Consider the following 23,317-nt stretch of genomic DNA (forward strand, 5'->3'; position numbering starts at 1 on the left):
AGCCCGGGTGCGACGTGTTTCACGTGAAACACGTCGCTCACCCCAGGTTTCACGTGAAACGGCGCTGTGCCTGCGCCGGTGTGTCAGTGCCGACCTCTAGGGTGGCGGTGAGATTCTTGGAGGTACGGAAATGAGAACCAGCGGCCTTGGATGGCCTGCCTACCCAGGCACCGGCGCATCGGTCGGCACCGGCCTGGGGTGGCCCAGTGACGGGCGTTCCGGCGCGGTGGCGATGGCGGAGCGAGTCGGCCCGGCCGATGTGTCGATCACGGACGCGCTTGCGACCGATGGGAACGTCGCCACCGACGGAATGGCCACTGGGGCCGCCGAGGTGGCGACCCCCACGGAGGTCGACTCGGTGTCACCGGCCCGCATCGGCGATGACTCGCGGCAACAGCTCGAGCCCAGCCCAGCGCACCCTGCGGGGAGGGCTGACGAGGATTCTGCCCCAGCTCCACGTGTCGCGGGGAGTCCCGCCGGCGACACCATCGAGCGCGCGCCGGGTGCGCCGGTGGACGTCGACGGCGAAGCCCACACCGAATCCGTGACGGCAGGTCACCCCGAGGCTGAGAGCCACGACCACGACGGGTCCGGCTCCCCGGTAGAACCGCGAGACGAGCTGCGTGTTTCACGTGAAACGCTGCTGGCCCAGTCCGGCGTGCCCGGACCGGTACTTGAGATCACCCTTCCCCGAGCCGATGGGCCCGAGGTGACCGAACGACCCACCACACCGCCCCGGTCGGATGACGGCCGCGCTCACGAGGCGGCTCCGCCGAGCGTCCAGTCGCCACCGACGACGAGCGGGGCAGCTCCCCAGGCCCAGGCTGTTGCTTCACCCCAGCCGAGCGTCACGGGCGCCCCGATCGGAGTCCTGGAGCGGGGGAGCCTGACCGAGCCGGCGTCGGCAGGACAGGTCGACACCGACGATCAGGCCCTCGACGGGCGGGGTATCGACGAGCAGCGCACCGGCGGGCAGGACCCGGACGAAACGCCACTGGCCGACCAGGATGACCCGACACCGGTGGCTGCCGGCGCCAAGGCCGGGGCGTCACCGCTGCCAGCCCCGGTCCGCACCCGCGTGCTGACGGTGGCCAATCAGAAGGGTGGCGTCGGCAAGACCACCACGGCCGTCAACATCGCGGCCGCGCTGGCCCAGTCCGGTCTACGGGTGCTGGTGCTCGACCTCGACCCTCAGGGGAACGCGTCGACGGCGCTCGGAATCCCGCACCACGCCGAGGTGCCCAGCATCTACGACGTGCTGGTGGACGGGAAGCCACTGGGCGAGGTCGTCCAGGAGTGCCCGGACCTGCCTGGACTGCTTTGCGCGCCGGCCACCATCGACCTTGCCGGTGCGGAGATCGAGCTGGTCTCCCTTGTCGCACGGGAGATGCGTCTCGGCCGGGCGGTGACGAGCTACCTGCGTGAGCGGGAGGACGCGGGCGAGCGGATCGACTACGTGCTGATCGACTGCCCGCCCAGCCTGGGCCTGCTCACGATCAATGCGTTCGTCGCAGCCGACGAGGTGTTCATCCCGATCCAGTGCGAGTACTACGCGCTCGAGGGACTGTCGCAGCTTCTCAAGAACATCGAGCTGATCAAGGCGCACCTCAACCCGGCGCTGCACGTCTCGACCATCTTGCTCACCATGTACGACGGGCGGACCCGCCTGTCGGCACAGGTCGCCGACGAGGTGCGGCGCCACTTCGGCCAGCAGGTCATCCGCTCGATGGTCCCGCGCTCGGTCCGCATCTCCGAGGCGCCGAGCCACGGCCAGACCGTCATCACCTACGACCCGAACAGCAGCGGGGCGCTGTCCTACACGGCCGCCGCCGCAGAGATCGCCCACGCGGGCAGTGTGCAAGGAGGCACCCGATGAGTGACAAGCGCCGAGGACTGGGTCGAGGACTGGGAGCACTCATCCCGACCGGGCCGAGCCCGGCCACTTCTCGTCCGGTTGACGTCTTCTTCCCGGGGGGTGGTACGGCGACCGCGGTCGTCGACGACGTCCCCAGTGCGTTCCGCGCGGCCCCCGGTCCCGACGAGGAGCGCGCCGACCACGGCCACCGCTCCTCGACGCACAAGACGGACGAGCGCCAGAGCTTCGATGAGACGGCGAATCTCATGGATCGTGTTTCGGAGGGACGTGAGGTCGCGCCCGGGGACACCGGTTCCGAGGACCTCGATGCCGCAGACGTCGCCTCGCGAGAAGGCGCTTCCACCGACATCGGGTCCGACGGCACCGGGTCGCACGACGTGGGGTCGAGCGGTGTCGGGTCGGGCGTCGCGCAGCCCGTCGACGCCGTGCCGCAAGATGCCCAGCCCGGTTCAACGGGGCCGGCTCAGGGTCAGGACGTCGACGGTCTACGGGTCGTGCCCGGCGCGAGCTATGCAGAGCTCCCGGTCGCCGAGATCGCCCCTAATGCCCGGCAGCCGCGGTCGGTGTTCGACGACGACGACATGGCCGAGCTGGTCGGAAGCATCAGCGCGCTCGGTGTCCTGCAGCCGATCGTCGTGCGCCCTATCGCCCCCAGCTCCGGCCACACGGACGCGCAGGACGGCGTGCGTTACGAGCTCATCATGGGCGAGCGGCGCTGGCGGGCGACCCAACAGGCGGGTCTAACGGTCATCCCGGCAATCATCCGTGAGACCGACGACGACGACATGTTGCGTCAGGCCCTGATGGAGAATCTGCACCGCAGCCAGCTCAACCCCCTCGAGGAGGCGGCGGCCTACCAGCAGCTGCTCGACGACTTCGGCTGCACGCATGACGAGCTCGCCACGCGTTTGAGCCGCTCGCGCCCGCAGATCTCCAACACCCTTCGGCTACTGCGCCTGCCCCCGCTCGTCGGGCGTCGCGTCGCCGCCGGTGTGCTCTCCGCCGGTCACGCCCGCGCCCTGCTCGGTCTCTCGGACGCGGCAGCGATGGAGCGGCTGGCCCAGCGGATCGTGGCCGAGGGATTGTCGGTGCGCTCGGTCGAGGAGATCGTGGCCCTCGGCGAGGACGAGCGTCCCGGCCGCACCCGTGCGACGCGACGGGGAGCCACCGCAGTGGGATTCGAGGACGTCGCCGCGTCGCTGGCGGACCGGCTCGACACACGCGTCCAGATCACGATGGGCGCGCGCAAGGGCAAGATGACGGTGGAGTTCGCAACGCCCGAGGACCTCCAGCGGATCCTTGGCCTGCTCGGTCAGCAGTAGCGCGGGTGCGCCTTCGGCTGGCCTCAACCGGCCCACAGTCGTCGGACCTCTGAGCGCGTAGCATCCGAGCATGGGCCGATCGGTGGAGCTGCTCGACGTCGAAAACCTCGTCGAGCTGCCCCTGCCGTGCGGTCGCTGCGTCCAGTGGCTGATGGACCCGGTCGAGGCGGTTCTGCCCGGCTCGGACCCGTGCGGTCACACCGCTGCGGCCCAGGAACGCAAGGCCGACTGGGTCCGCGACGTCACCCGCGAGTGGGGACCACCAGGAGTCGTGCTCCGGGAGGACGGTGTGGTGGTCGGGCACCTGGGCTACGCCCCGCCTGCCCACGTAGAGCGTGCCGCAGCGTTCCCGACCGCGCCCATCTCTCGCGACGCGGTGCTCCTGCTCGGCACGGTGGCGCCTGAGGCGCCTCAGGCGCGGAGACTGATCCAGGGCGCCGCGGCCGATCTGGTGAGACGCCGCGTGCCGGCCATCGAGGCGTTCGGCGGTCCCGACGGGGTGCCTGGCTGTCGCACCCAGCCTGGTGAGCACCTGGACGCTGCCTGCCGACTGCCCACCCACTGGCTCGAGGAGCTCGGTTTCCGCGTGGTTCGGACTCACCAGACCACGCCGCGGCTGCGGCTGGACCTGAGCACCGCGCTCCGCCTGCACCAACGCGTCCTGCTAGGGGTGCTGGGTCAGGTCCGACGCAAGGTCCGGGTGGTCGAGCCGGCCCCGGCTCCCGGACTGGGCTCTCGCCTCGGGACTGTCGTGGACCAACCGCCGCGAAAGCGGTAGATCCCATCGGCGAGGACGCCTGCGCAGCCTGTCCGTGTCGTGGCGCGATCGGTGGGTGGCCGCCCACATCAGGGTTCACTGGCCCCATGTCAGCCAACCTCGAGGTCCCCCGAGCGCCCGAGGACGCCGTGTGGCGGTTCCGGTCCCTGACCATCCACGACGGCCCTGCTCTCGCCGAGGTTCGTGCGGCCGCGATGCGTCCGTCGCTGGAGCGGCTGGGGCGGTACGACGATACCCGGGTCCGGCAGCGATTCCTCGATGCCTTCGACCCCACCTGCGCCTGGGGTATGGAGCGGGATGGCCGGCTCATCGGCTGCGTGGCGCTGCGGCCCGAGGGTGACGAGTACTGGCTGGAGCACTTTCTGCTGCTCCCGGAGCACCAAGGGCAGGGGATCGGTAGCCAGGTGTTGGCCATCATGCTGCAGCGGGCCGGGGGTGCGACCGTGCGCCTCGACGTCCTGCAGCGCAGTGAGGCTCGGGCGCTCTACGACCGCTTCGGTTTCGAGGTCGATCACGAGGACCCGGTCGACGTCTTCATGGTCCGAGCTGCAGCCGTAGGTGGAGGTCACCCAACCCCTCGCAGACGATGTCGGCATCCATAGCACCGCCGACGGCGGCGACGATCGTGTCTGCAGCTCACGCGGCCTGAAGGCCGGGGCGGGCGAGGGCGCCCCCGGCGGAAACGCGGCCGGGCCGGGGCCGCAGCAGTCGAGACCGGGCCGAGGCCGGGGCTCCGCGCAGCAGAACGCCGGGCCGCAGCGTGATGCTGCGACCCGGCGTTCGTTGAGCTGAGCGAAAACCCTTGATGAGTCGAGTGATTCAGCCGATGTAGTCGGCCAGCTCCTTGAGCAGGCGCGGCTTGGGCTGGGCGCCCACGATGGTCTTGACGACCTCGCCGTTGACGTAGACGTTGAGCGTCGGCAGACCGGTCACGCCGTAGCGCGCGGTGACAGCCGGGTTCTCGTCCGCGTTCAGCTTCACGACATCGATCTTGTCGGCGTACTTGCCGGCGATCTCGTCGAGGACCGGGGCGATCTGGCGGCACGGACCGCACCAGGAGGCCCAGAAGTCCACGATGACCGGCTTGTCGGCCTCGAGCACGTCCTGCTGGAACGTCGCGTCGGTGGTGTCCTTGGTGTTCGCGCCCATGAGGGCTCCTTTCGATCGGTGCGGTGCCGTCGGGGTGACGGCCGGTGCGCCAGGGGGTAGGTGGGATGGAGGGTCAGTGGCCAATCGTGTCGGCCAGGTAGCGCTCGGCGTCCAGCGAGGCCGCACAGCCGGAGCCGGCCGCGGTGATCGCCTGCCGGTAGGTGTGGTCGACCAGGTCGCCGCAGGCAAAGACGCCCGGCACGTTGGTGCGCGTAGACCGACCCTGGACCAGGACGTAACCCTCGGCGTCCAGCTCGACCTGGTCCCCGTCGGCGGTGCGCAGCAGCTCGTTGCGCGGCTCGTGGCCGATGGCGACGAAGACGGCGGACGTCTCGAGCAGTCGCTCCTCGCCGGTCTGGGTGTCGCGCAGGGTGACCGACTCGACCTTGTCGGTGCCGTTGATGGCGACGACCTGGCTGTTCCACGCGAAGTCGATCTTGTCGTTGGCGAACGCGCGCTCGGCCATGATCTTGGAGGCGCGCAGCTCGTCGCGGCGGTGCACGATGGTGACGCGGTCGCCGAACCGGGTGAGGAAGGTCGCCTCCTCGACGGCCGAGTCACCGCCGCCGACGACCACGATCGGCTTGTTGCGGAAGAACGCGCCGTCGCAGGTGGCGCACCAGGAGACGCCGCGGCCGGACAGCCGCTTCTCGTCGGGCAGCCCGATCTCGCGGTAGGCCGACCCCATCGCGAGGATGACGGCGTGGGCGCGGTGCTCGTTGCCCTCGCCATCCGTGACCACCTTGAGGTCGCCCGACAGGTCGAGGGCGGTGACGTCGTCGTAGAGCAGCTCGGCCCCGAAGCGCTCGGCCTGCTCCCGCATCTGGTCCATCAGCTCGGGGCCCATGATGCCGTCGCGGAAGCCGGGGAAGTTCTCGACCTCGGTCGTGTTCATCAGCGCGCCGCCGGCCGTGACCGATCCCATGAACACCATCGGCGACAGGTTGGCTCGGGCGGCATAGATCGCCGCGGTGTAGCCGGCGGGGCCGGAGCCGATGATGATGACGTTGCGCACGTCGGCGGTCATGAAGGGTCCTTCGCAGCTGGTGACGGCTAGGTCGCGAGCTCCACTGTCCCAGATCGCGACGGATCAGCGTCAACGGCGTCCGCGGCGTGTTTGTTCCGGCCGTCCGAGGCCCGGGTGGGGGGTCCCGACCGGGACCCCAGCAGGGAGGGCTACGGGGTGAGGACGGCGACGGGCGCGAGCAGCCGGTAGGAGTCGGCGGTGCACGCGCGATCCAGGGCGAAGACCCGCTTGGTGCCGTCGGTGTAACCCACGGCAGCGACCAGCGCGGGCTTGCTGTCGTAGCGCGCCAGCTCGGCCGCGACCTTGGTGACCGTCGGTGCGTCCTGGACCTCCTTGGCGCTGACCGCGCGCAGGCAGTCGGTCAGCCCGCGCACCGTGGCGAGCGGACCGGCGGCAGCAGCCTCGGCGTTGTGCGGGAGCGGTGGCGTCCAGGTCGCGGCCAGGTTGGCGGAGCCGCGCGACCCGAGCGTGGCGGCGCTGTAGTCGGCGTCGGAGAGATGGATCTGGACGCTGGAGTCCGCGGGCCCGGCGAAGGCCAGGGCGGAGGGCTTGAACTGGGCGGCGATGCTCGAGTTGCCACCGTCGGTGCGGTGCAGGGCGGTGTCGGCGATGACGGCGAACGCACTCACCGCGGCCGCAGCGCCGACGACCAGGCCGAAGACCGCTCGACCGCGCGGTTTGGGGCGCACCGCGCGGGAGATGGGGATCACCAGACCCCCTTGCTGGGCACCGGTCCGGGCCTGTTGCTCGGCGGCGAGGCTGGCCTGGATGCGAGCGACCAGGTCGTCGGGCATGGGGCCCGGCTCCGGGAGGCCACCAAGCAGGGCCCGCATGCCCGTGGGGTCGTCGCCGTCCCGTGGTGGGTCGGTCAGCCACGACGGCTTGGTCATCGTGCGGTCACCTCATCGGTCGAGCGAGCAGGGCAGTGCGGTACAGCGGTGGCGAGTGGTCGGCCCTGCAGCAGATCCTCCGAGAGGAGATCCTGCAGGCGGTGCGAGACCCGGGAGGTGGTCGGCACACCGGCCGCTGCCATCACGCTTAGGACGAGCGCGGTGGCGAGTTGGTTCCCTCGGTGTCACCGCCGAGGATGGCGGCGAGGGCGCTACGACCTCGGGCGCAGCGGGACTTGATGGTGCCTTCAGCGCAGTCCAGGATCTGCGCCGCCTCGGCCACGCTCACGCCGTGCATGTCGACGAGCACGAGCGCGAGTCGCTGGCCCTCGGGCAGCTGTTGCAGCGCCGCGTGGACCGCCATCCGGGTGACCACGTCGGAGTGCTCGTCGCGGCCGTCGGCGAGGTCGAGCTCAGGCAGCTCCGCCGTCGGCCGCGTGCGGCGCAGCCGGTCCAGGCAGGCGTTGACGACGATCCGGTGCAGCCAGGTCGTCACGGCGGACTCGCCGCGGAACGATCCCGCCCGGCGGAACGCCGCGATGAACGCCTCCTGCACCGCGTCCGCGGCCATCTCGCGGTCGCCGCAGGTGCGCATCGCCACCGCCCACAGCCGGTCGCGGTGACGGCGGTAGATCTCGCCGAACGCGTCCGGGTCACCGGCCAGGTGAGCGGCCAGCAGCTCGGCGTCGGACGCGGACGGGTGACCGCTCTCGTCGACGGCGAGCGGCCCGCGCTCCTTGGACATCATGGGTCGATGGTGTCAGACGCACCGGCGCGGGTGGCGTCCAGCGAGGTCACGAGAGCGAGACCTCGTTGAGGCCGACCCGGTAGGCACCGTCGAACTGGGCGAGCGAGGTGAACCACACGATGACGTACTGGTGCGCCCCCTTGCCGGCCGGCACGGTCACGCTGACCGGTCCGGAGCCTCCCTTGACCGTGCCGAGGACCGTCGCCCCGTCGATCGAGGCCGAGTCCGCACCGTAGACCGTGAGGTCGATCCCGCTGGACTGCGGCAGCACCAGGTCGACCTTGTGGACCTCGGTGGCCGAGCCGAGGTCGAGCAGGATGCCGACCCCCTGCTTGTTGTAGGCCGCGAAGGTGGGGTTCTTGTACTGCACCGAGCGCCAGTAGGTGGCCGGGTCCTTGTCGAACGCCTTGCTGGCCTCGCCGTCGTTCTCGTTGCCGTTGCCCTGCGGGTCCAGGGCCTGACCGCCGACGATCGGGATCGGGGCGGCGGAGGTGGGGGCAGCGGCGGCGGGGGTGCTGGCGGTCGGCGAGGGCGTGGCTCCCGAGGTGACGGTGACCGGCGGTGCGGTGACCGTCACGGTGTTGGCGACGGCCGGGGAGTTCACGGTGTCCTGGATGTTGTTGATCATCGACAGCACGCCCAGGACGCCCGCGACCAGCGCGATCGTCATGAAGGCCACCATGAAGGAGAGCACGAAGCGCACCTGGGCGGGCCCGGGCGTCCCGGTGGGCACGTCCTTGGCGAGGATCGGCACGACCGGCTCGTCGGGCTCGTCCTCCTGACGGCGCGCGACCTCGGGCAGGGAGGTGCGCGACCGCTGCTCGGCCTCCTTGCGGGCGGCCTGCTGCTCGCGCAGGTCGGCAGCCACGACGCTGGCACGCTCGGCGGCTCGACCCGCCGCGGTGCGTGCGGCTCCTGCAGCGGCGGCGCCGAGGGCGGTGGCCTTGCTGGCCGCGGCGGCTGCGGCAGCGCCGGTGGCGCCCACAGCTCCGGCAGCGCCGGCGGCAACCCCCGCCGCGACAGCCCCGGCGGTGGCTCCGGTGGCCCCGGTGGAGCGGGACCCCTTGGCCGGCTTCCGAGCCGCACCCCGGTCCTGCTCGGCGGTCGGGTCCACCGTCGGCTCGATCGGGTCGGCGGTCGGGTCGGCGTGCTCGACGACCGGCTCCGAGACGGGCTCGACCGGCTCAGGCACCGGCTCAGGCTCGGGCGGCGCGACCAGGTCCGCCGGCACGACGTTGGCGCCTGCCCCTGCGCCTGCCCCGGCACCCGCACCGGTGCCCACCCCGGTGCCCACCCCGGCGGCTGCGCCGGCGCTGAACGGACGCGGCTCCCACGGCGCCAGCCGCTCGGCGACGGCACCGGGGGTGCGCGGGCCGGAGGCCTGGTCGAGGCTGCGGGTCAGCTGGTCGAGGTCGGTGGGGACGGCCGGCACCAGCTCGGAGGGTGGCGCGAAGCCGTGGCCGATCCGGGGCGCCCGCGCGAGTCCGGAGGCGCTGCCCAGCGGCCAGAGCCCGGTGAGCCCGGCGTACAGCAGGGCGGTGAGGGCGTTGGCGTCGGCCTTGGAGGCGGCCTTGGACGGGGTGTGGTCGAGGCCGGCGAGGGCGGCGGCGACGGCGAGCCCGCGGACCTTGACGGTGCCGTCGGGCGCCCGCACGACCGAGCTCGGCGTGAGCGCCTGGTGGTGCAGCCCGCGCTGGCGGGCCCGCTCGAGCGCGGTGGCCGTCTCACCCACGAGGCGGCGGGCCTCGGCGGCGCGGAGCGGCCCGTCGTCGAGGAGCTGCTCGAGGGTCTGGCCACCCTCGACCTGCTCCTCGACGACGTACGACTGACCGTCCTGGGTGCCGACGTCGACGACCCGCACCAGGCGGGGGTCCTCGATGACGCTGGCCTGACGGGCGGCGTCGAGCAGGGCCTTGGCCTGCGGGTCGGTCGAGGGCAGCAACGTGACGAGCACCCGCCGCCCGAGCGAACGGTCTTCGGCCTCCCACCACTCGCTGCGGTCCGTGTGCCCGCCCCTGGTGCGCAGGACGTACCGTCCGCCCAGGGAGGTGCCGGGTCCTACCCGCGGCAGCCAGTCTCCTCATCGTCGGTCCGGGACCATCCAGGGCAGCCTCGCCACCCGAGGTCCCGTCCGCATCCTAGGCGTCCGGGGCGGCCGGAGACCGGCGACGCAGCCGACGAACGAGCGGAGAAAGCAGGTCGTCGACCTCGGTGATGCGGAACACCCGCGCTAGGGCAACGAAGCACAGCAGGAACGCCGTGCCCGCGACCGCGAGCACCAGCACGTGCACGATCCAGCGCGGCGCGAGGAACCCGTAGAGCACGTGGGCGAGGATCCCGGCCACGACCGCGCCGCCGACGGAGGCGATCGCGAGGCGGACGTAGAGCCGGGTGACGTGATAGAGCGAGAGGCCACCGACGCGCCGGTGCGCGTTCGCGACGAAGGCGAGCGCCGCGACGGTGTTGGCGAGGGTCTGGGCGAAGGCCACGATGGCTACCGCGTAGTGCGGGGTCCCCACGAGGGCTACCAGACAGACGACGATCTGCACCCCGGTGAGCAGGACCTGCAGCTTCAGGTTGGTGCGACCGTCCTCGACCGCGAAGTAGAACCGCTGCTGCAAGGTGGTGATGCCGAAGGCCAGGAGACCGATCGACATGATGGCCGTGACCAGCGCGATGTCCCGCACGACCCCGAGCGGCTGGCCCGGGAACATGGCCCCGACCGTCGGCACCGCCAGCACGACCAGCGCGAAGGTGGCCGGGATGATCGCGACGGCGGGCAGGGTGAGGCCCTGCACGAGGTTGCGGCGCAGCTCGGGGACGTCGTGGTCGTTGGCGGCCCGGGCCATCCGCGGGAACAGCGCGGTGATGATCGAGGTCGTGATCAGGCCGTGCGGCAGCATGAAGATCATGAACGCCAGCTGCTGGGTCGTGAGGCCGGGGACGTCCGGGTGGTTCGCACGCACCGCGAACATCACCTGCGTCGCGGCGATGCCGCCGATCTGGGAGACGACCAGGGCGGCGAACGCCCAGCCCGCCATCTTGGAGGCGGCGCGCAGGCCGTAGCCGCGCAGACCCAGCTTGGGGCGGTAGTGGAAGCCGCCGCGCAGCAGCGGGATGAACAGCACCAGCCCCTGCGCCGCCACGCCGAGGGTGTAGGCCCCGCCGAACAGCCAGACCATCGGCTGGGTCCACGAGGCTGGGTCGGGCTGGCGGTGGTAGACCAGCACGAAGACGCCCATGCCGATGATCTGCACGACGTTGGCGAGCACCGGGCTCCACATGAACGCGGCGAACTGGTCCCGCGCGTTCAGCACCTGGCCGAGCACGGCGTTGATGCCGTAGAAGAACAGCTGCGGCACGCAGACGTAGGCGAACAGCAGCGCCAGGTCGTAGCTGCGGCCCGACAGGCTGGCGGCGAAGACCCGCAGCAGCAGGGGCGAGGCGATGGTCGCGACGGCGGTCGCGAGCGCCAGCATGCCGAAGCAGGCGGTGAGCAGCCGGTCGACGAACTCCTGGCCGCCGTCGGCGTGCTGCTTCATCGCCTTGGTGATCTGCGGGACGAGGATCGCGTTGAGCAACCCCGCGGACAGCAGCAGGTAGATGTAGTTGGGCACGGTGTTGGCGACGTTGAACGCGTCGGCGGCCAGGGCGGTGCCGATGACGTAGGCCATCAGCATGTTGCGGACCAGGCCGAGGACGCGGGACACCATGGACCCGGACGCCATGAGCAGGCTCGAGCGGGCCAGGCTGGGAGCCTGCCGCGGAGCGGGGGTGGTGCTAGACATGCGGGTCCTTCGCGGCGGCGTCGGTGCTGGGGTCTGGTCTGGGGCCAGTGCTGGGGGCTGGGCTGGGAGGTGCGCTGGTAGCCGGGCCGGGCTCGGTGGCGGGGTGGTAGCCCAGGTCGCGCTCGGCGCGGGTGGGCTGGCGTCGGACCGAGCGGATCAGGCCGAGGACGACGACCAGGGCGAGGACCGCGGCGATGCCGACGAACACCCCCACGCCGGTGGGGCGGACGTTCATTGACACGGTGGCCGGTTGTCCGAGGGGGGCGCCCGACGGGGTCGCGAGCCGGGCGACGACGGGCACGGTACCCGACCCGTAGGCCTCGACGTTGACCGTGACGGTGGCCTGGCTGTTGCCGGCGACGGTCACCGAGGGCGGGTCCTCGACGCGGAGCTTGGCGCTGGACGTCTCGAGCAGCACGTCGATCCCGCTGAGCGTGTAGGGCAGCCGGTTGACGATGGTCAGCTGGATGGCACCCCGGTCGGTGAGGAAGTTGATGGTGCTCGGGGCGACCTGCACCCCGTCGCGCAGAGCGGTGAGAGACCTGCTGAGCGCGCTCCGGGTGGCGTCCCAGGCGCCGGGGTGACCCCGCCACCGGGTCGAGGCCAGCTGGGTGACCACGCTGGTCCAGGTGGGGGCGTAGGCCGGGTTGCTGCGGCTCAGCACCTCGGCCATGCCGTGCACGGTCTGCTGCGCGCGGTCGAGGTCGGCGACCGCGTCCCCGGTCAGCAGGGCCGGGTCGGAGCCGGCCGGCGGGGTGCTGGCGAGCGGGGTCTGCGGGGCGTTCGCGGTGAGCAGCGGCTGCGTGGATCCCACGGTCAACCACGGGGTGGTGGACACGGCGGTGAGCAGCTGGCCGAGGGTCGCAGGGTCCGTGCGCATCGCTCGGTCGAACGCCACCAGCACGGTGCGCCGCGTGCCCTCGCGCTGCCCGAGCAGCACCAGGGACTCGCCGAGGAACTCCTGCACGAGCGCCTGGCCGCTGCGCCCCCGGCTGCCGCTGGCGATGGCGCTGAGGTTGGCGTCGTAGGCGAGCAGCCGGTTGCCCGCCGTCGAGGCCACGGCCTGGGCGGTCAACCCGTTGGCGGGGGCGAGCGAGTCGGTCGACACGAGGGCGTCGTGGCTCGGGTAGCCCCCTGAGGCGGCGCGCAGGTCCTCGGCCCGCTCGGCGCTCCACCGGCCGTCGGCCGGCCAGGTGACCCCACGGTCTACGGAGGTGCCGAGGGCGGAGTCGAGCGGCGAGGGGTCCGTGGCGAACAGCTGGGTGGCGAGGGCCATGCTCGGGCGGTGCGTCGCGAGCGCCGCGACGTCGGGGTCCGCCGTCGGCAGCGCCCACACGGGGTGCTGGGAGCCACGGTTCTTCAGCCGCTCGGCGAGGGAGTCGGTGAGCCCTTGGATCTCGGTGAGGTTGGGGTCCGGCGCAGCGTTCGTCGGTGCCGGCGCCGGCGGGCTGGCCGTGGCGGCACCGGTGCCAGGGCTCGTTGCCGGGTTGGGGGTGGCTGCCGGCGAGGCGGCGGCCCCGGGCGTCGTCGTGCCGGTGGGAGTCGGCAGGGTGGGGGTGGTGGTCGGCGAGCTGGAGGCGTCCTGGCGGGCCCGGTTGCCGGCCGTCTGCGGACCGCCGAGGACCGCGGGATCCACCATCCAGGTGACCGGGTGGCCGGTGGTGGCGCCCAGGCGTTGGACCAGCTCGGAATCGGGGCCGATGGCGCTGGTCCAGGCCTTCGCCTGCTCCGCCGTCGTGCCCGTGAAGAGGGTCGGTGTGGCCGGCAGGGTGACCGGCAGCACCATCGAGAGGTCGAGCTTTTCGTACTGCTGGTCCCGCGCGACCCAGGGCAGGATCGTGCGCTGCCCGGCACGGGGGGTGCCTGCGACGAGGGTCTCGATCGTGAGCGGCAGCGCGGCGAACGGCCGTCCGCTGTCGAGCTGCCCGTGCGGGATGGTCAGGCTGAGGGTGGTCGAGGCCTTGGGGGCGATGGTCAGTCCGGTCGCCGCCGGCGTGGCCCCTGGGGTAGACCCTGGGCTGGACGCAGGGGTAGACCCTGGAGCCGGTTGCGTGGCCGGCTGCGGGGCGGTGGCCACGACCCGTCCGGCGGCGGGGACGGTGGGTGACGCGCCGAGCCACTGGGAGATGGCGCCGCGCTCGCTGAACCGCTTGGTCCCGAGGACCGCCTGGACCGTCACGCCGGTGATCGGGGTGCTGGCGGCGGAGGTGATGGTGACGGACACGGTGGTGTCAGCGGCCGGGGAGGCGACGGCGGGGGCTACCGACTGGAGCGAGACCACGAGCTGCACGGGAGCCGCGCCCGGGGCACTCCCAGTGCTCACCCCGGCCGCTGCGGCGGCAGGCACGCGCGGCCCAGCCGCCGCGACGGTCGGGGCCAGCCCGGGAGCGAGGAGCGCCGTCAGCAGCACCAGGGCGGCCGAGCAGGCGCGCGCGAGCTCGATCACGGGTCCCCCGCCAGGCGTTGCCAGGCCGCCTGGGCGATGCGTCTCTCGTTGGGGAAGGTGAGCTCGGACGTGTGCGCGCACAGCGGCACCCAGGCGACGTCGATGGCCTCGTGGTCGGGGTCGTTCTCGATGGTGAGCTCGCCCCCCGTCGCCTCGAGCAGGTAGTGGTGCACGACCTTGTGCACGCGGGCGCTGGACGTAGTGAACCAGTAGTCGATCGAGCCCAGCCGGGTGAGCACCCGGCCCTCGATGCCGGTCTCCTCGGCGACCTCGCGCACGGCGGTCTGCTCCAAGGTCTCGGTGCCCTCGATGTGACCCTTGGGCAGGCACCACTCGACCCGGCCGGCCCGGTTGTGGCGGGCGATGATGGCCAGCTCGGCCCGGCCCTGCTCGACCCGGATGATGACACCCCCGGCCGACACCTCCTCCACCGCAGGCAGCCGACGCGCGGAGCGCGGCGGCGGCATGGAGGGCAGGGGCATGGTCATTGCGTCACTCTAACGATCACGGCTGGAAGCTGCCGCCCGCCACTCCCGCACCACCGGTCCCCTACCCGTCCCCTACCCTGGAGGATCGAGCGACCGCACCCGCAGACCCGAAGGAACTCCCGCGTGACCACCGCACCCGACCAGGCCGAGCTCCTCGCGACCGCGGCCCGCCAGCTCGCGCCGGTGATCCCTCTGCTCACCGAGCTCGGCGAGCGGTTCGCCGCCGCCGGCCACGAGCTGGCCCTCGTCGGCGGCCCGGTCCGCGACGCCTTCCTCGCCCGCACGTCGCCGGATCTCGACCTCACCACCGACGCTCGGCCTGAGCAGACCGAAGCGCTGCTGCGCGGTTGGGCCGACGGCATCTGGGACGTGGGTCGGGCGTTCGGCACCATCGGTGCCCGCAAGGGCGAGCTGACGCTGGAGCTCACGACCTACCGCACCGACGCCTACGACCGCACCAGCCGCAAGCCCGAGGTCGCGTTCGGCGAGACGCTCGAGGACGACCTGGTGCGCCGCGACTTCACCATCAACGCGATCGCCCTGCGCCTCCCGGTGCTCGAGCTCGTCGACCCGCACCACGGCGTCGAGGATCTCGCCGCTCGGCTGCTGCGGACCCCGTCCACGCCCGAGGAGTCCTTCGCGGACGACCCGTTGCGGATGATGCGGGCGGCCCGGTTCGTCGCCCAGCTCGGCGTCGACCTCGCCCCAGAGGTAGAGCACGCCATGACCGAGCGCGCGGCCTCCATCACGATGGTCTCGGCCGAGCGGGTGCGCGACGAGCTGATCAAGATGCTGCTCGCGCCCGACCCCCGAGCCGGCCTGTCCGTGCTGGTGCGCACCGGGCTGGCGGAGCACGTGCTGCCCGAGCTGCCCGCTCTACGGCTGGAGCGCGACGAGCACCACCACCACAAGGACGTCTACGAGCACACCCTGACGGTGCTGGAGCAGGCGATCGACCTGGAGACCGACGGGCCGGACCTGGTGCTGCGCCTCGCGGCGCTGCTGCACGACATCGGCAAGCCGGCGACCCGCCGCTTCGAGGACGGCGGCGGCGTGTCGTTCCACCACCACGAGCTCGTCGGTGCGCGGCTCGCCGCGAAGCGGCTCAAGGCGCTGCGCTTCGACAACGACACCGTCAAGGCGGTCTCCCGGCTCACCGAGCTGCACCTGCGCTTCCACGGCTACGGCGACGGGGAGTGGACCGACTCGGCGGTGCGGCGCTACGTCACCGACGCCGGCCCGCTGCTCACCCGGCTGCACCGGCTGACCCGGGCCGACTGCACGACCCGCAACCGCAAGAAGGCCGCCCGGCTGTCCCGCGCCTACGACTCGCTCGAGGAGCGGATCGCGCGGCTGCAGGAGCAGGAGGAGCTCGACGCGGTGCGCCCCGAGCTCGACGGCAACGAGATCGGCGCGGTCCTCGGCATCAAGCCCGGGCCGGTCCTCGGCCGCGCCTACAAGCACCTGCTCGCCGTGCGCCTCGACGAGGGCCCGGTCGGCAAGGAGCGGGCCGCCGATCTGCTCCGGGCGTGGTGGGCCGAGCAGCCCGAGTCGGCCGACGACTAGCCTGCCCTTCAACGCCCGACACCAGCCGACCTCCGGAAGGATCACCCATGGCCGACGCCACGAAGCCGAGCAGCACACAGACCACGATGGACGCCGACGCGAAGGCCGAGGTCAAGAAGGCGCTGCTCGCCGCGGCGCGGGCCCAGCTGCGCGCGTCCGAGGGTGGTGCGGACGCCGAGGAGTCGGCCGCCGAGCTCGACCAGGACTCGTCGTTCTCGGTCGACGAACAGTCGCAGGCCGACGAGGCCGGAGCGGTGACGCGCCTGTTCGAGGCCGTGAGCGACCGGCAGCAGGACGACGTCGTCGCCATCGAGACCCTGGACGTGGCGCCGACCGACGTCGTGCGGCCGGGTGCCATCGTGGGCTTCGGCGGGGCGCGCTACGTCGTCGGCGTGGTCTCGACCGCGGTCCGGTGCGGCGGCGAGAGCTACGAGGGATTGTCGACCGACTCCCCGATCTACGCCGAGATCGAGGGCCTGCACCTGGGCGACTCGTTCACCTTCCGGGACACGAAGCAGACCATCGACTTCCTCGCCTGAGCTGCCGTCCGGCCGTCGTGCTCAGCGGGTGACCAGGGTGTCGACCGCGGCGAGCACAGCCCCGCACGGACCGTCCGGGTCGGTGAGGGCACGGACCTCGCGGGCCCGTGCCAGCACCGTGTCCTCGGCGGCGGTGTGCTCGGACGCTGCGTCGGACCCAGAGTCGGGCACCACCTCGGGCATCGCGACGAACAGCGTCCGGGTCGCCTCCAGCAGGCCGATCAGGTGCCGCGCGCGGTCGTCGGGCGCCGCGCCGTGCAGCAGCACGTCGGCGATGTGCGAGCGCACGGCCTTCTCGTGGCTGGCGTCGACGGTCTTCCAGGTGGTCTGGGGGAACATCGAGCTCTGCGGGGCCGGCGCGTCCCGCGTGACGACGCCGGCCGACTGCAGGGTGCGGTGCAGCGTCGGGTAGAGCGCCCGCCCCATGATCGGGAGCACGTTCGTCAGCTTGCGGCCCTGCATGCCGCGGAAGACCTCGAGGGTCTGGTCCAGCACCGCGCTCTTGGGCGGGGTCACGTCGGGATCGATGGCCAGCCGTCCTGGCGCGACCGGCTCCCCGAAGGAGCCCGGGATGGTCTCGCCGTCCTTGACCACCCGCACGACCTCGTAGGCGCCGAGCTCGCTGAGCGCTCCACCGGCGACCGCGATGTCGAGCAGCCGCTCGGGCACGCTCATCCGGCCCGTCTGGTCGTCGGTGAGCAGGAGCAGGAGTTCCTCGGCGAGCTGCATGGCTCTACGGTAGGGCCCCGCCGGTCAGCGTGAGAAGGCGCGGTCCCCCGAGCGGACCGCGGTCGCCGTCAGCGCGGCTCGTCGCCCGCGATGAAGGCCTCCAGCCTGGCGCGGCCGATGTCGTCGGGGCGCTGCTCGGGCGGGGACTTCATCAGGTAGGCGGCGGGCGACAGCAGCGGGCCGCCGATGCCCCGGTCGAGGGCGATCTTGGCCGCGCGGATGGCGTCGATGATGATGCCGGCGGAGTTGGGGGAGTCCCAGACCTCGAGCTTGTACTCCAGGTTCAGCGGCACGTCACCGAACGCGCGACCCTCGAGGCGCACGTAGGCCCACTTGCGGTCGTCGAGCCACTGCACGTAGTCCGACGGGCCGATGTGAACGTTGCGGTCGGAGATCTTGCCGGCCAGCTCGCCTTGAAGGTTGGAGGTGACGGCCTGGGTCTTCGACACCTTCTTGGACTCGAGGCGATCGCGCTCGAGCATGTTCTTGAAGTCCATGTTGCCGCCGACGTTGAGCTGGTAGGTGCGGTCCAGCGCGACGCCGCGGTCCTCGAACAGCTTGGCCATCACGCGGTGCGTGATCGTGGCGCCCACCTGGGACTTGATGTCGTCACCGATGATCGGCACGCCCGCGGCCTCGAACTTCGCGGCCCACTCGGGGTCGGAGGCGATGAAGACCGGCAGTGCGTTGACGAAGGCCACGCCCGCGTCGATCGCGCACTGCGCGTAGAACGTGGCGGCCTCCTCCGAGCCCACCGGCAGGTAGCAGACCAGCACGTCGGCCTGTGCCTCCCGCAGCGCGGCCACCACGTCGACCGGCTCCTTGGCCGACTCGTGGATCGTCTCGCGGTAGTAGCGGCCGAGGCCGTCAAGGGTGTGCCCGCGCTGCACCTCGACGCCGAGGGTGGGCACCTCGCAGATCGTGATGGTGTTGTTCTCGGAGGCGTTGATGGCCTCCGACAGGTCCTTGCCGACCTTCACGTCGTCGACGTCGAACGCCGCCACGAACTCCACGTCGTCCACGTGGTAGGGCCCGAGCTCGACGTGCATCAGGCCGGGCACGGTCGTCGTCGGGTCGGCGTCGGCGTAGTAGTGCACGCCCTGCACGAGCGAGCTGGCGCAGTTGCCGACGCCGACGATCGCCACGCGGATCGGGTGGGTGCCGCGCTGGTCGCTCCGGCGCCCCTGCGGGCGTGAGGTGGTGGTCGTCATCGCGGGTCTCCTGTGGGTGGGGGCGCACGAGCGAGCGATGCCGTGCCTGACAAAATCCGTCTTTGTTCTACAGGACAAAGGCGGGTCTTGTCACCTCACCCCGGGGCGTGAGGGGCCCGAGCAGGGGGATCGAACGGGAGTACTCAGGCGACGATGAGCGACAGGGCCAGAACGAGCTGGTGATCGAACAGCGCCGCACCGACCAGCTGAGGGCCCTGCTGCTCGAACACCTCGGAGCTGACCGCCCCGACCAGCAGGGTCCAGGCCGCGAGGCCGGCGAGCACCAGGGCGGGCGGCAGTTGCTGCTCGTCGAGGCCCAGCTGGCCCAGCACGGTCCGCGCCAGCTGCTCCGCCTCGTCGGCGGGCTCGGCCCGGTGTGGGGTCGCCGCGCGGCCGGACCCGGCGATGTCCACGAGCAGACCGATCAGCAGCGAGGTGACGCGGGTCCCCGCGGGGCCGGTCTTCTCCGCCGGTGCGTCGTAGCCCGGCACCGGCGTCCCGTAGAGCAGGGCCCAGTCGTGCGGGTGGGCCAGCGCCCAGCGGCGCAGGGTCGTCCCGACCGCGTGCCACCGACCCGCGAGGTCGCTGCGGTCGACCACGGCCTCGGCCTCCTCGACGGCCTGCCCGAGCGAGTCGTAGGACTCGACGATCAGCCGGGTGAGCAGGGCGTCCCGGCTCGGCACGTAGCGGTAGACCGCACTCGAGGCCATGCCGAGCTCGCGGGCGACCGCGCGCAGCGACAGGGCGGCGGGGCCCACCTCGGCCAGCTGGGCCCGCCCGAGCCGGACGATCTCGGCCTCCAGGCGCTCACGGTTCTCGGCGCGGACGCCGCGCGTGGTCGACATGGCGTGATCGTTACACAACCCGATCGTCGACTCATCAGCCCGATGTCAGACGGCACCGTCATAATCAGCAGGGGATCATCACGATGGGCACGACCGGAGCGGACAAGAGGATCGACGAGTGAGCGCAGCGAGCAGCGGGCGGGGCGGTGTCTCGGCAGCACGAGGGCGAGGAGCAACCGGTCGAGGGGTCGGCACACCACCGCGACGGCGTCGCCGCTGGTGGCTGATCATCCTGCTCACCCTGCTGGGTCTGCTCGTCCTGCTGGCAGCGGCGATCGGGATCGCCTACGCGCGCACCGAGATCCCGGACCCCAAGGCGGCCGCCGAGGCGCAGGTCTCGATCGTCTACTTCAGTGACGGCAAGACCGAGATGGGTCGCATCAACAGCGCGTCCAACCGCGAGTCGGTGCCGCTCTCGAAGGTCCCCAAGAAGGTCCAGCAGGCCTTCCTCGCGGCCGAGGACCGCACGTTCTACACCAACAACGGGGTGTCGGTCAGCGGCATCGCGCGCGCCATCAAGGTCTCCCTCGAGGGCGGTGAGACCCAGGGCGGCTCGACGATCACCCAGCAGTACGTCAAGAACACCTTCCTCACCTCCGACCAGACGATGACCCGCAAGATCAAGGAGATCCTCATCTCCATCAAGCTGGACCAGCAGGAGAGCAAGGACCAGATCCTCGAGAACTACCTCAACACGATCTACTTCGGGCGCGGCGCGTTCGGCATCCAGACGGCGGCGCACGCCTACTTCGACAAGGACGTCTCCGCCCTCACGCCCTCCGAGGGCGCGGTCCTCGCGTCGGTCATCCGCGGGCCGAGCATCTACGATCCGGCCGAGGGCAAGAACAACGCCGCGCGGCTGACCCAGCGCATCGACTACATCCGCGACGGGATGGTCAAGATGGGCTGGCTCACCACGGCCGAGGCCGCCCAGATCAAGCTGCCGACCTTCACGACCAAGAAGCTCCAGTCCACCGTCGGCGGCACCAACGGCTATCTCGTAGCCATGGCCAAGGCCGAGATCTCGTCCTCCCTCGGGCTCGACGAGGGTCAGCTCGCCGTCGGCGGCCTGCGGGTCACCACGACGATCGACCAGAGCGACCAGGCGGCCATGGTCCGAGCGGTGCAGCGCTATCTGCCCGACGTCAGCGGCGTGCAGGTCGGTCTCGCGGCCGTCGAGCCCGGCACCGGTGCGATCAAGGCGATCTACGGCGGCGAGGACTACCTCAAGCGGCAGCTCAACAACGCCTCGCAGGCCACCATGCAGGGCGGCTCGACGTTCAAGGCGTTCACGCTCGCGGCCGCCGTCGAGCAGGGGATCAGCACCAAGAGCTACATCAGCGGGGCGTCCCCCGTCGAGGCCGGCGGGGCGACGATCCCCAACGAGTTCGACCAGCAGTTCGGCATGATCCCGCTGCGCTACGCGCTCGCGAAGTCGGTCAACACCGCCTTCGTCCGGCTCAACGAGCGGATCGGTCCGGAGGCCACCAAGAAGGCTGCGATCGCCGCGGGCATCCCCGACACCAAGGCGGTCAACCTCGAGGACAACGTCGCCAACACGCTGGGCACCGCGACCCCACACGTGCTGGACGAGGCCAACGCCTACGCCACCTTCGCCGCGGAGGGCAAGCGCGCGACGCCGCACATCGTCGCCAAGGCCACCAGCGTCGACGGCGCCGTCGACTACATCGCCAGCACCAAGACCACGCAGGCGTTCTCCGCCGACGTCGCGGCCGACGTGACCGAGGCGCTCACCCACGTCGTGACCGAGGGCACCGGCACCCGGGCGCAGCGGCTCGGTCGGCCGGTCGCGGGCAAGACGGGCACCACCGACGAGAACAAGTCGGTGTGGTTCACCGGCTTCGTCCCGCAGCTGGCGACGTCCTGCGGCATGTACCGCGAGGACGACAAGGGCAACCCGATCCAGATCGCCTCGGGCGCCGCGGGCAGCACCTACTGCCTGCCCATCTGGACGAACTTCATGATCAACGCCCTGGAGAACGTCGAGGTCAAGGACTTCCCGCAGCGCGCAGGCATCGGTGACAACTCGGTCTACGTCCCCCGCAGCGCGCGCACGCAGACCGCGGCGCCCACCGGCGGCGGGACCGCAGGCACCGGCAGCACGTCGAGTCCGACGAGCGGGGGCGGCACCCCGACCGGCGGCGCCACGACCACCACCTCGGCCCCGGCGCCGACGACCCCGCCCGCCCAGACCCAGCAGCCCACGCCGACCCAGCAGGGCAACGGGGGCGGCGCCGGCAACGGGGGCACGTCCAACGCTCTCGCCCCGGCCGCGAAGGCCACCGATCAGGCCAAGGCCGCCGCCCAGGGCAACACTCAGCCCACCGGCAACGGCACCGGCTGATGAGCTCGTCGACCCGTGCACCCCGGCGCGTCGTCGACCCGACCCGCCCCCGGGTGCCCTCGCGCGAGGACGGCGTGGTCGCCTGGATGTCCGAGGTCGCCGGTGGCCGGGTGGGGGACTACGCCGCGATCGGCCGGGCCTCGCTGCCGACGATCCTGTGGTTCCTCAGCACCGCGGTCACCGCCATGGTCGCCGGCTCGGTGCTGCTTCGCGGCCACTGCGTCAACCAGGGGTGGACCTCGCCGGACCAGTTCTGGCACGCCTGCTACTCCGACGTCCCGGTCGTCTACCAGTCGTCCGGGCTGGCCGCCGGGGGCTGGCCCTACGGCGCGGACGTCTCGCTGAACCAGCCCGTGGTCACCGGTCTCGCGGCCTGGGCGGTGGGGCAGCTGGTGCCGCCCACGTCGCCGGCGACCGCGGCGACCGCCTACTTCGGCCTCTGGTCGGGGCTGACCGTCGTGCTGCTCGTCGTCCTGGTCTGCGCGCTCGCGACCACCCGCCCCCGCACCCCGTGGGTCACGGCCCACCTCGCCCTGTCGCCGGTCCTGCTGCCGGCGGCGCTCGCGTCCTTCGAGATCGTCGCGGTGGCGCTGGCCGGCTTCGGTCTGGTCGCGTGGGCCCGGCGCCGGCCCATGCTCGCGGGGGTGCTCTTCGGGCTCGCGACGCTGGGGCGGCTCTACGCGCTGTTCCTGGTGCTCGCCATCATCGCGACGTCGCTGCGCACCGGCCGCACCCAGGCGCTCACGCGGATGCTGCTCGCCCTCACGCTCACTGCGGTCGTGGTGCTGGGCGCCTCGATGCTGCTCGCCGGCGGTAGCCCCCTCCAGGCCTACGCGTCCTGGCTCGACAGCGGCGCGGGCTACGGCTCGCTGTGGCAGCTGCTGTCGATCATCGGGGTGAACCCGCCCGCGCTGGTCTGGACCGTGGTGGCCGTCATCGGCTGGCTCGCCGCCGTCGTCGTCGGCACCCTGTTCGCGCTGTCGACCGACCGGCGGCCCGCGATCGCCGAGGTCGCCCTCGTGATGCTGGTCGTCTCGAGCCTGCTCGCCAAGGCGCTGCCCATCCAGACCTCGCTGTGGCTGTGCCTGCTGCTCGGACTGGTCGGTGTGCGGTGGCGCTACCACCTGATCTGGGCGGCCACCGAGCTGGCCTACTACGTGGGCGTGTGGCTCTACATCGGTCTGCAGTCCGACGCCAACCGCGGGCTGCCCGGGCCGTGGTACGCCGTGCTCGTGCTCGCCCGGCTCGCCGCCTGGGCCATGCTCGCCGTCGTCGTGGTCCGCACCGCCCGCGCTCGGCCCCCCGTGCGGGCCGTCGCACCCGACCCGATCGTCGCCCTCACGACCGTGGGGGCGCGGCCGGCGCCGGGTCTCGACGCCTCGACGGTCGACCCCGACGAGCTCGCCGGTCCGCTGCGCGGGGCCCCCGACCACGTGGTCGTGCGCCTCGTCTGAGGCGTCCGCAGGGCTGTGGACACGGCCGGTCGGCCCGGCCCCGGCTGGTAGACTCGACGGGTTCGTGCCCACTCGCCCCGGCCCTCGAGCCGACCA

The 23,317-nt window shown here is 72.0% G+C and carries 19 protein-coding genes; 8 read left to right on the plus strand and 11 right to left on the minus strand.

What is annotated here, in order from left to right:
• Window positions 1-1,021: 1,021 nt before the first annotated feature.
• From MM440_RS06425 to MM440_RS06440, 4 genes are all read left to right on the plus strand, one after another.
• Window positions 1,022-1,876, plus strand: coding sequence for a ParA family protein (locus MM440_RS06425; protein WP_241443916.1), 855 nt, complete (start codon window positions 1,022-1,024; stop codon window positions 1,874-1,876).
• Window positions 1,873-3,198 carry a ParB/RepB/Spo0J family partition protein gene (locus MM440_RS06430; RefSeq protein WP_241443502.1) on the plus strand — a complete coding sequence of 442 codons (1,326 nt, stop codon included), beginning with the start codon at window positions 1,873-1,875 and terminating at the stop codon, window positions 3,196-3,198. Before MM440_RS06425 ends, MM440_RS06430 begins: the two co-directional genes overlap by 4 nt.
• A 70-nt stretch (window positions 3,199-3,268) precedes the next feature.
• Window positions 3,269-3,976, plus strand: a complete 708-nt coding sequence (locus tag MM440_RS06435; protein ID WP_241443503.1) for a hypothetical protein — start codon at window positions 3,269-3,271, stop codon at window positions 3,974-3,976.
• 86 nt (window positions 3,977-4,062) lie between these two features.
• Window positions 4,063-4,578, plus strand: a complete 516-nt coding sequence (locus MM440_RS06440; RefSeq protein ID WP_241443504.1) for a GNAT family N-acetyltransferase — start codon at window positions 4,063-4,065, stop codon at window positions 4,576-4,578.
• Window positions 4,579-4,795: 217 nt separating this feature from the next.
• Here the strand turns inward: MM440_RS06440 and trxA are convergent, their stop codons facing one another.
• The 8 genes from trxA to MM440_RS06480 all read right to left on the minus strand — a co-directional run bounded on the left by trxA (window position 4,796) and on the right by MM440_RS06480 (window position 14,506).
• Window positions 4,796-5,125 carry a thioredoxin gene (trxA, locus tag MM440_RS06445; protein WP_241443505.1) on the minus strand — a complete coding sequence of 110 codons (330 nt, stop codon included), beginning with the start codon at window positions 5,123-5,125 and terminating at the stop codon, window positions 4,796-4,798.
• Between the two features lie 73 nt (window positions 5,126-5,198).
• A complete protein-coding gene (trxB, locus tag MM440_RS06450; RefSeq protein WP_241443506.1) occupies window positions 5,199-6,152 on the minus strand; it encodes a thioredoxin-disulfide reductase in 954 nt (317 codons plus the stop codon).
• A 149-nt stretch (window positions 6,153-6,301) separates the two neighbouring features.
• Entirely contained in the window at window positions 6,302-7,042 is a 741-nt protein-coding gene (locus MM440_RS06455) for a hypothetical protein (protein WP_241443507.1), read from the minus strand.
• Window positions 7,043-7,190: 148 nt separating this feature from the next.
• Window positions 7,191-7,790, minus strand: coding sequence for an RNA polymerase sigma factor SigM (gene sigM / locus MM440_RS06460; protein ID WP_241443508.1), 600 nt, complete (start codon window positions 7,788-7,790; stop codon window positions 7,191-7,193).
• 46 nt (window positions 7,791-7,836) lie between these two features.
• Entirely contained in the window at window positions 7,837-9,744 is a 1,908-nt protein-coding gene (locus MM440_RS06465; protein ID WP_241443509.1) for a protein kinase family protein, read from the minus strand.
• Between the two features lie 184 nt (window positions 9,745-9,928).
• Complete coding sequence (gene murJ / locus MM440_RS06470) at window positions 9,929-11,578, minus strand: murein biosynthesis integral membrane protein MurJ (RefSeq protein ID WP_241443510.1); 1,650 nt, start codon at window positions 11,576-11,578, stop codon at window positions 9,929-9,931.
• Entirely contained in the window at window positions 11,571-14,024 is a 2,454-nt protein-coding gene (locus MM440_RS06475) for a DUF6049 family protein (RefSeq protein ID WP_241443511.1), read from the minus strand. Before MM440_RS06475 ends, murJ begins: the two co-directional genes overlap by 8 nt.
• Window positions 14,021-14,506: an NUDIX hydrolase gene (locus MM440_RS06480; RefSeq protein ID WP_420914143.1), complete on the minus strand. Its 486-nt coding sequence runs from the start codon at window positions 14,504-14,506 to the stop codon at window positions 14,021-14,023. The genes MM440_RS06475 and MM440_RS06480 overlap by 4 nt, the downstream gene beginning before the upstream one ends.
• A gap of 129 nt (window positions 14,507-14,635) precedes the next feature.
• Between MM440_RS06480 and MM440_RS06485 the strand changes: the two genes are divergently transcribed.
• Together MM440_RS06485 and MM440_RS06490 are read left to right on the plus strand one after the other, a co-directional pair.
• Entirely contained in the window at window positions 14,636-16,078 is a 1,443-nt protein-coding gene (locus tag MM440_RS06485; protein WP_241443513.1) for a CCA tRNA nucleotidyltransferase, read from the plus strand.
• Between the two features lie 47 nt (window positions 16,079-16,125).
• A complete protein-coding gene (locus tag MM440_RS06490; protein WP_241443514.1) occupies window positions 16,126-16,617 on the plus strand; it encodes a hypothetical protein in 492 nt (163 codons plus the stop codon).
• Between the two features lie 21 nt (window positions 16,618-16,638).
• Here MM440_RS06490 and MM440_RS06495 read toward each other — a convergent pair whose 3' ends face one another.
• The 3 genes from MM440_RS06495 to MM440_RS06505 all read right to left on the minus strand — a co-directional run bounded on the left by MM440_RS06495 (window position 16,639) and on the right by MM440_RS06505 (window position 19,402).
• The gene (locus tag MM440_RS06495) at window positions 16,639-17,346 is read right to left on the minus strand and encodes a GOLPH3/VPS74 family protein (protein ID WP_241443515.1); all 708 of its coding nucleotides are present in this window, start codon (window positions 17,344-17,346) and stop codon (window positions 16,639-16,641) included.
• Between the two features lie 68 nt (window positions 17,347-17,414).
• Window positions 17,415-18,557: an inositol-3-phosphate synthase gene (locus MM440_RS06500; RefSeq protein ID WP_241443516.1), complete on the minus strand. Its 1,143-nt coding sequence runs from the start codon at window positions 18,555-18,557 to the stop codon at window positions 17,415-17,417.
• 143 nt (window positions 18,558-18,700) lie between these two features.
• Window positions 18,701-19,402, minus strand: a complete 702-nt coding sequence (locus MM440_RS06505; protein WP_241443517.1) for a TetR/AcrR family transcriptional regulator — start codon at window positions 19,400-19,402, stop codon at window positions 18,701-18,703.
• Between the two features lie 118 nt (window positions 19,403-19,520).
• Between MM440_RS06505 and MM440_RS06510 the strand changes: the two genes are divergently transcribed.
• Entirely contained in the window at window positions 19,521-21,767 is a 2,247-nt protein-coding gene (locus MM440_RS06510) for a transglycosylase domain-containing protein (protein WP_241443518.1), read from the plus strand.
• A complete protein-coding gene (locus tag MM440_RS06515) occupies window positions 21,767-23,221 on the plus strand; it encodes a glycosyltransferase 87 family protein (protein ID WP_241443519.1) in 1,455 nt (484 codons plus the stop codon). Before MM440_RS06510 ends, MM440_RS06515 begins: the two co-directional genes overlap by 1 nt.
• The last annotated feature ends 96 nt before the right edge of the window (window positions 23,222-23,317 follow it).

The organism is Arsenicicoccus piscis (genome assembly GCF_022568835.1).
Taxonomy (GTDB): Bacteria; Actinomycetota; Actinomycetes; order Actinomycetales; family Dermatophilaceae; genus Arsenicicoccus; species Arsenicicoccus piscis.

Coding starts and splice junctions, on each gene's coding strand:
- MM440_RS06430 (WP_241443502.1), top strand. CDS start 1,873: ATGAGTGACAAGCGCCGAGGACTGGGTCGAGGACTGGGAGCACTCATC.
- MM440_RS06435 (WP_241443503.1), top strand. CDS start 3,269: ATGGGCCGATCGGTGGAGCTGCTCGACGTCGAAAACCTCGTCGAGCTG.
- MM440_RS06440 (WP_241443504.1), top strand. CDS start 4,063: ATGTCAGCCAACCTCGAGGTCCCCCGAGCGCCCGAGGACGCCGTGTGG.
- trxA (WP_241443505.1), bottom strand. CDS start 5,125: ATGGGCGCGAACACCAAGGACACCACCGACGCGACGTTCCAGCAGGAC.
- trxB (WP_241443506.1), bottom strand. CDS start 6,152: ATGACCGCCGACGTGCGCAACGTCATCATCATCGGCTCCGGCCCCGCC.
- MM440_RS06455 (WP_241443507.1), bottom strand. CDS start 7,042: ATGACCAAGCCGTCGTGGCTGACCGACCCACCACGGGACGGCGACGAC.
- sigM (WP_241443508.1), bottom strand. CDS start 7,790: ATGATGTCCAAGGAGCGCGGGCCGCTCGCCGTCGACGAGAGCGGTCAC.
- murJ (WP_241443510.1), bottom strand. CDS start 11,578: ATGTCTAGCACCACCCCCGCTCCGCGGCAGGCTCCCAGCCTGGCCCGC.
- MM440_RS06480 (WP_420914143.1), bottom strand. CDS start 14,506: ATGCCCCTGCCCTCCATGCCGCCGCCGCGCTCCGCGCGTCGGCTGCCT.
- MM440_RS06490 (WP_241443514.1), top strand. CDS start 16,126: ATGGCCGACGCCACGAAGCCGAGCAGCACACAGACCACGATGGACGCC.
- MM440_RS06495 (WP_241443515.1), bottom strand. CDS start 17,346: ATGCAGCTCGCCGAGGAACTCCTGCTCCTGCTCACCGACGACCAGACG.
- MM440_RS06500 (WP_241443516.1), bottom strand. CDS start 18,557: ATGACGACCACCACCTCACGCCCGCAGGGGCGCCGGAGCGACCAGCGC.
- MM440_RS06505 (WP_241443517.1), bottom strand. CDS start 19,402: ATGTCGACCACGCGCGGCGTCCGCGCCGAGAACCGTGAGCGCCTGGAG.
- MM440_RS06515 (WP_241443519.1), top strand. CDS start 21,767: ATGAGCTCGTCGACCCGTGCACCCCGGCGCGTCGTCGACCCGACCCGC.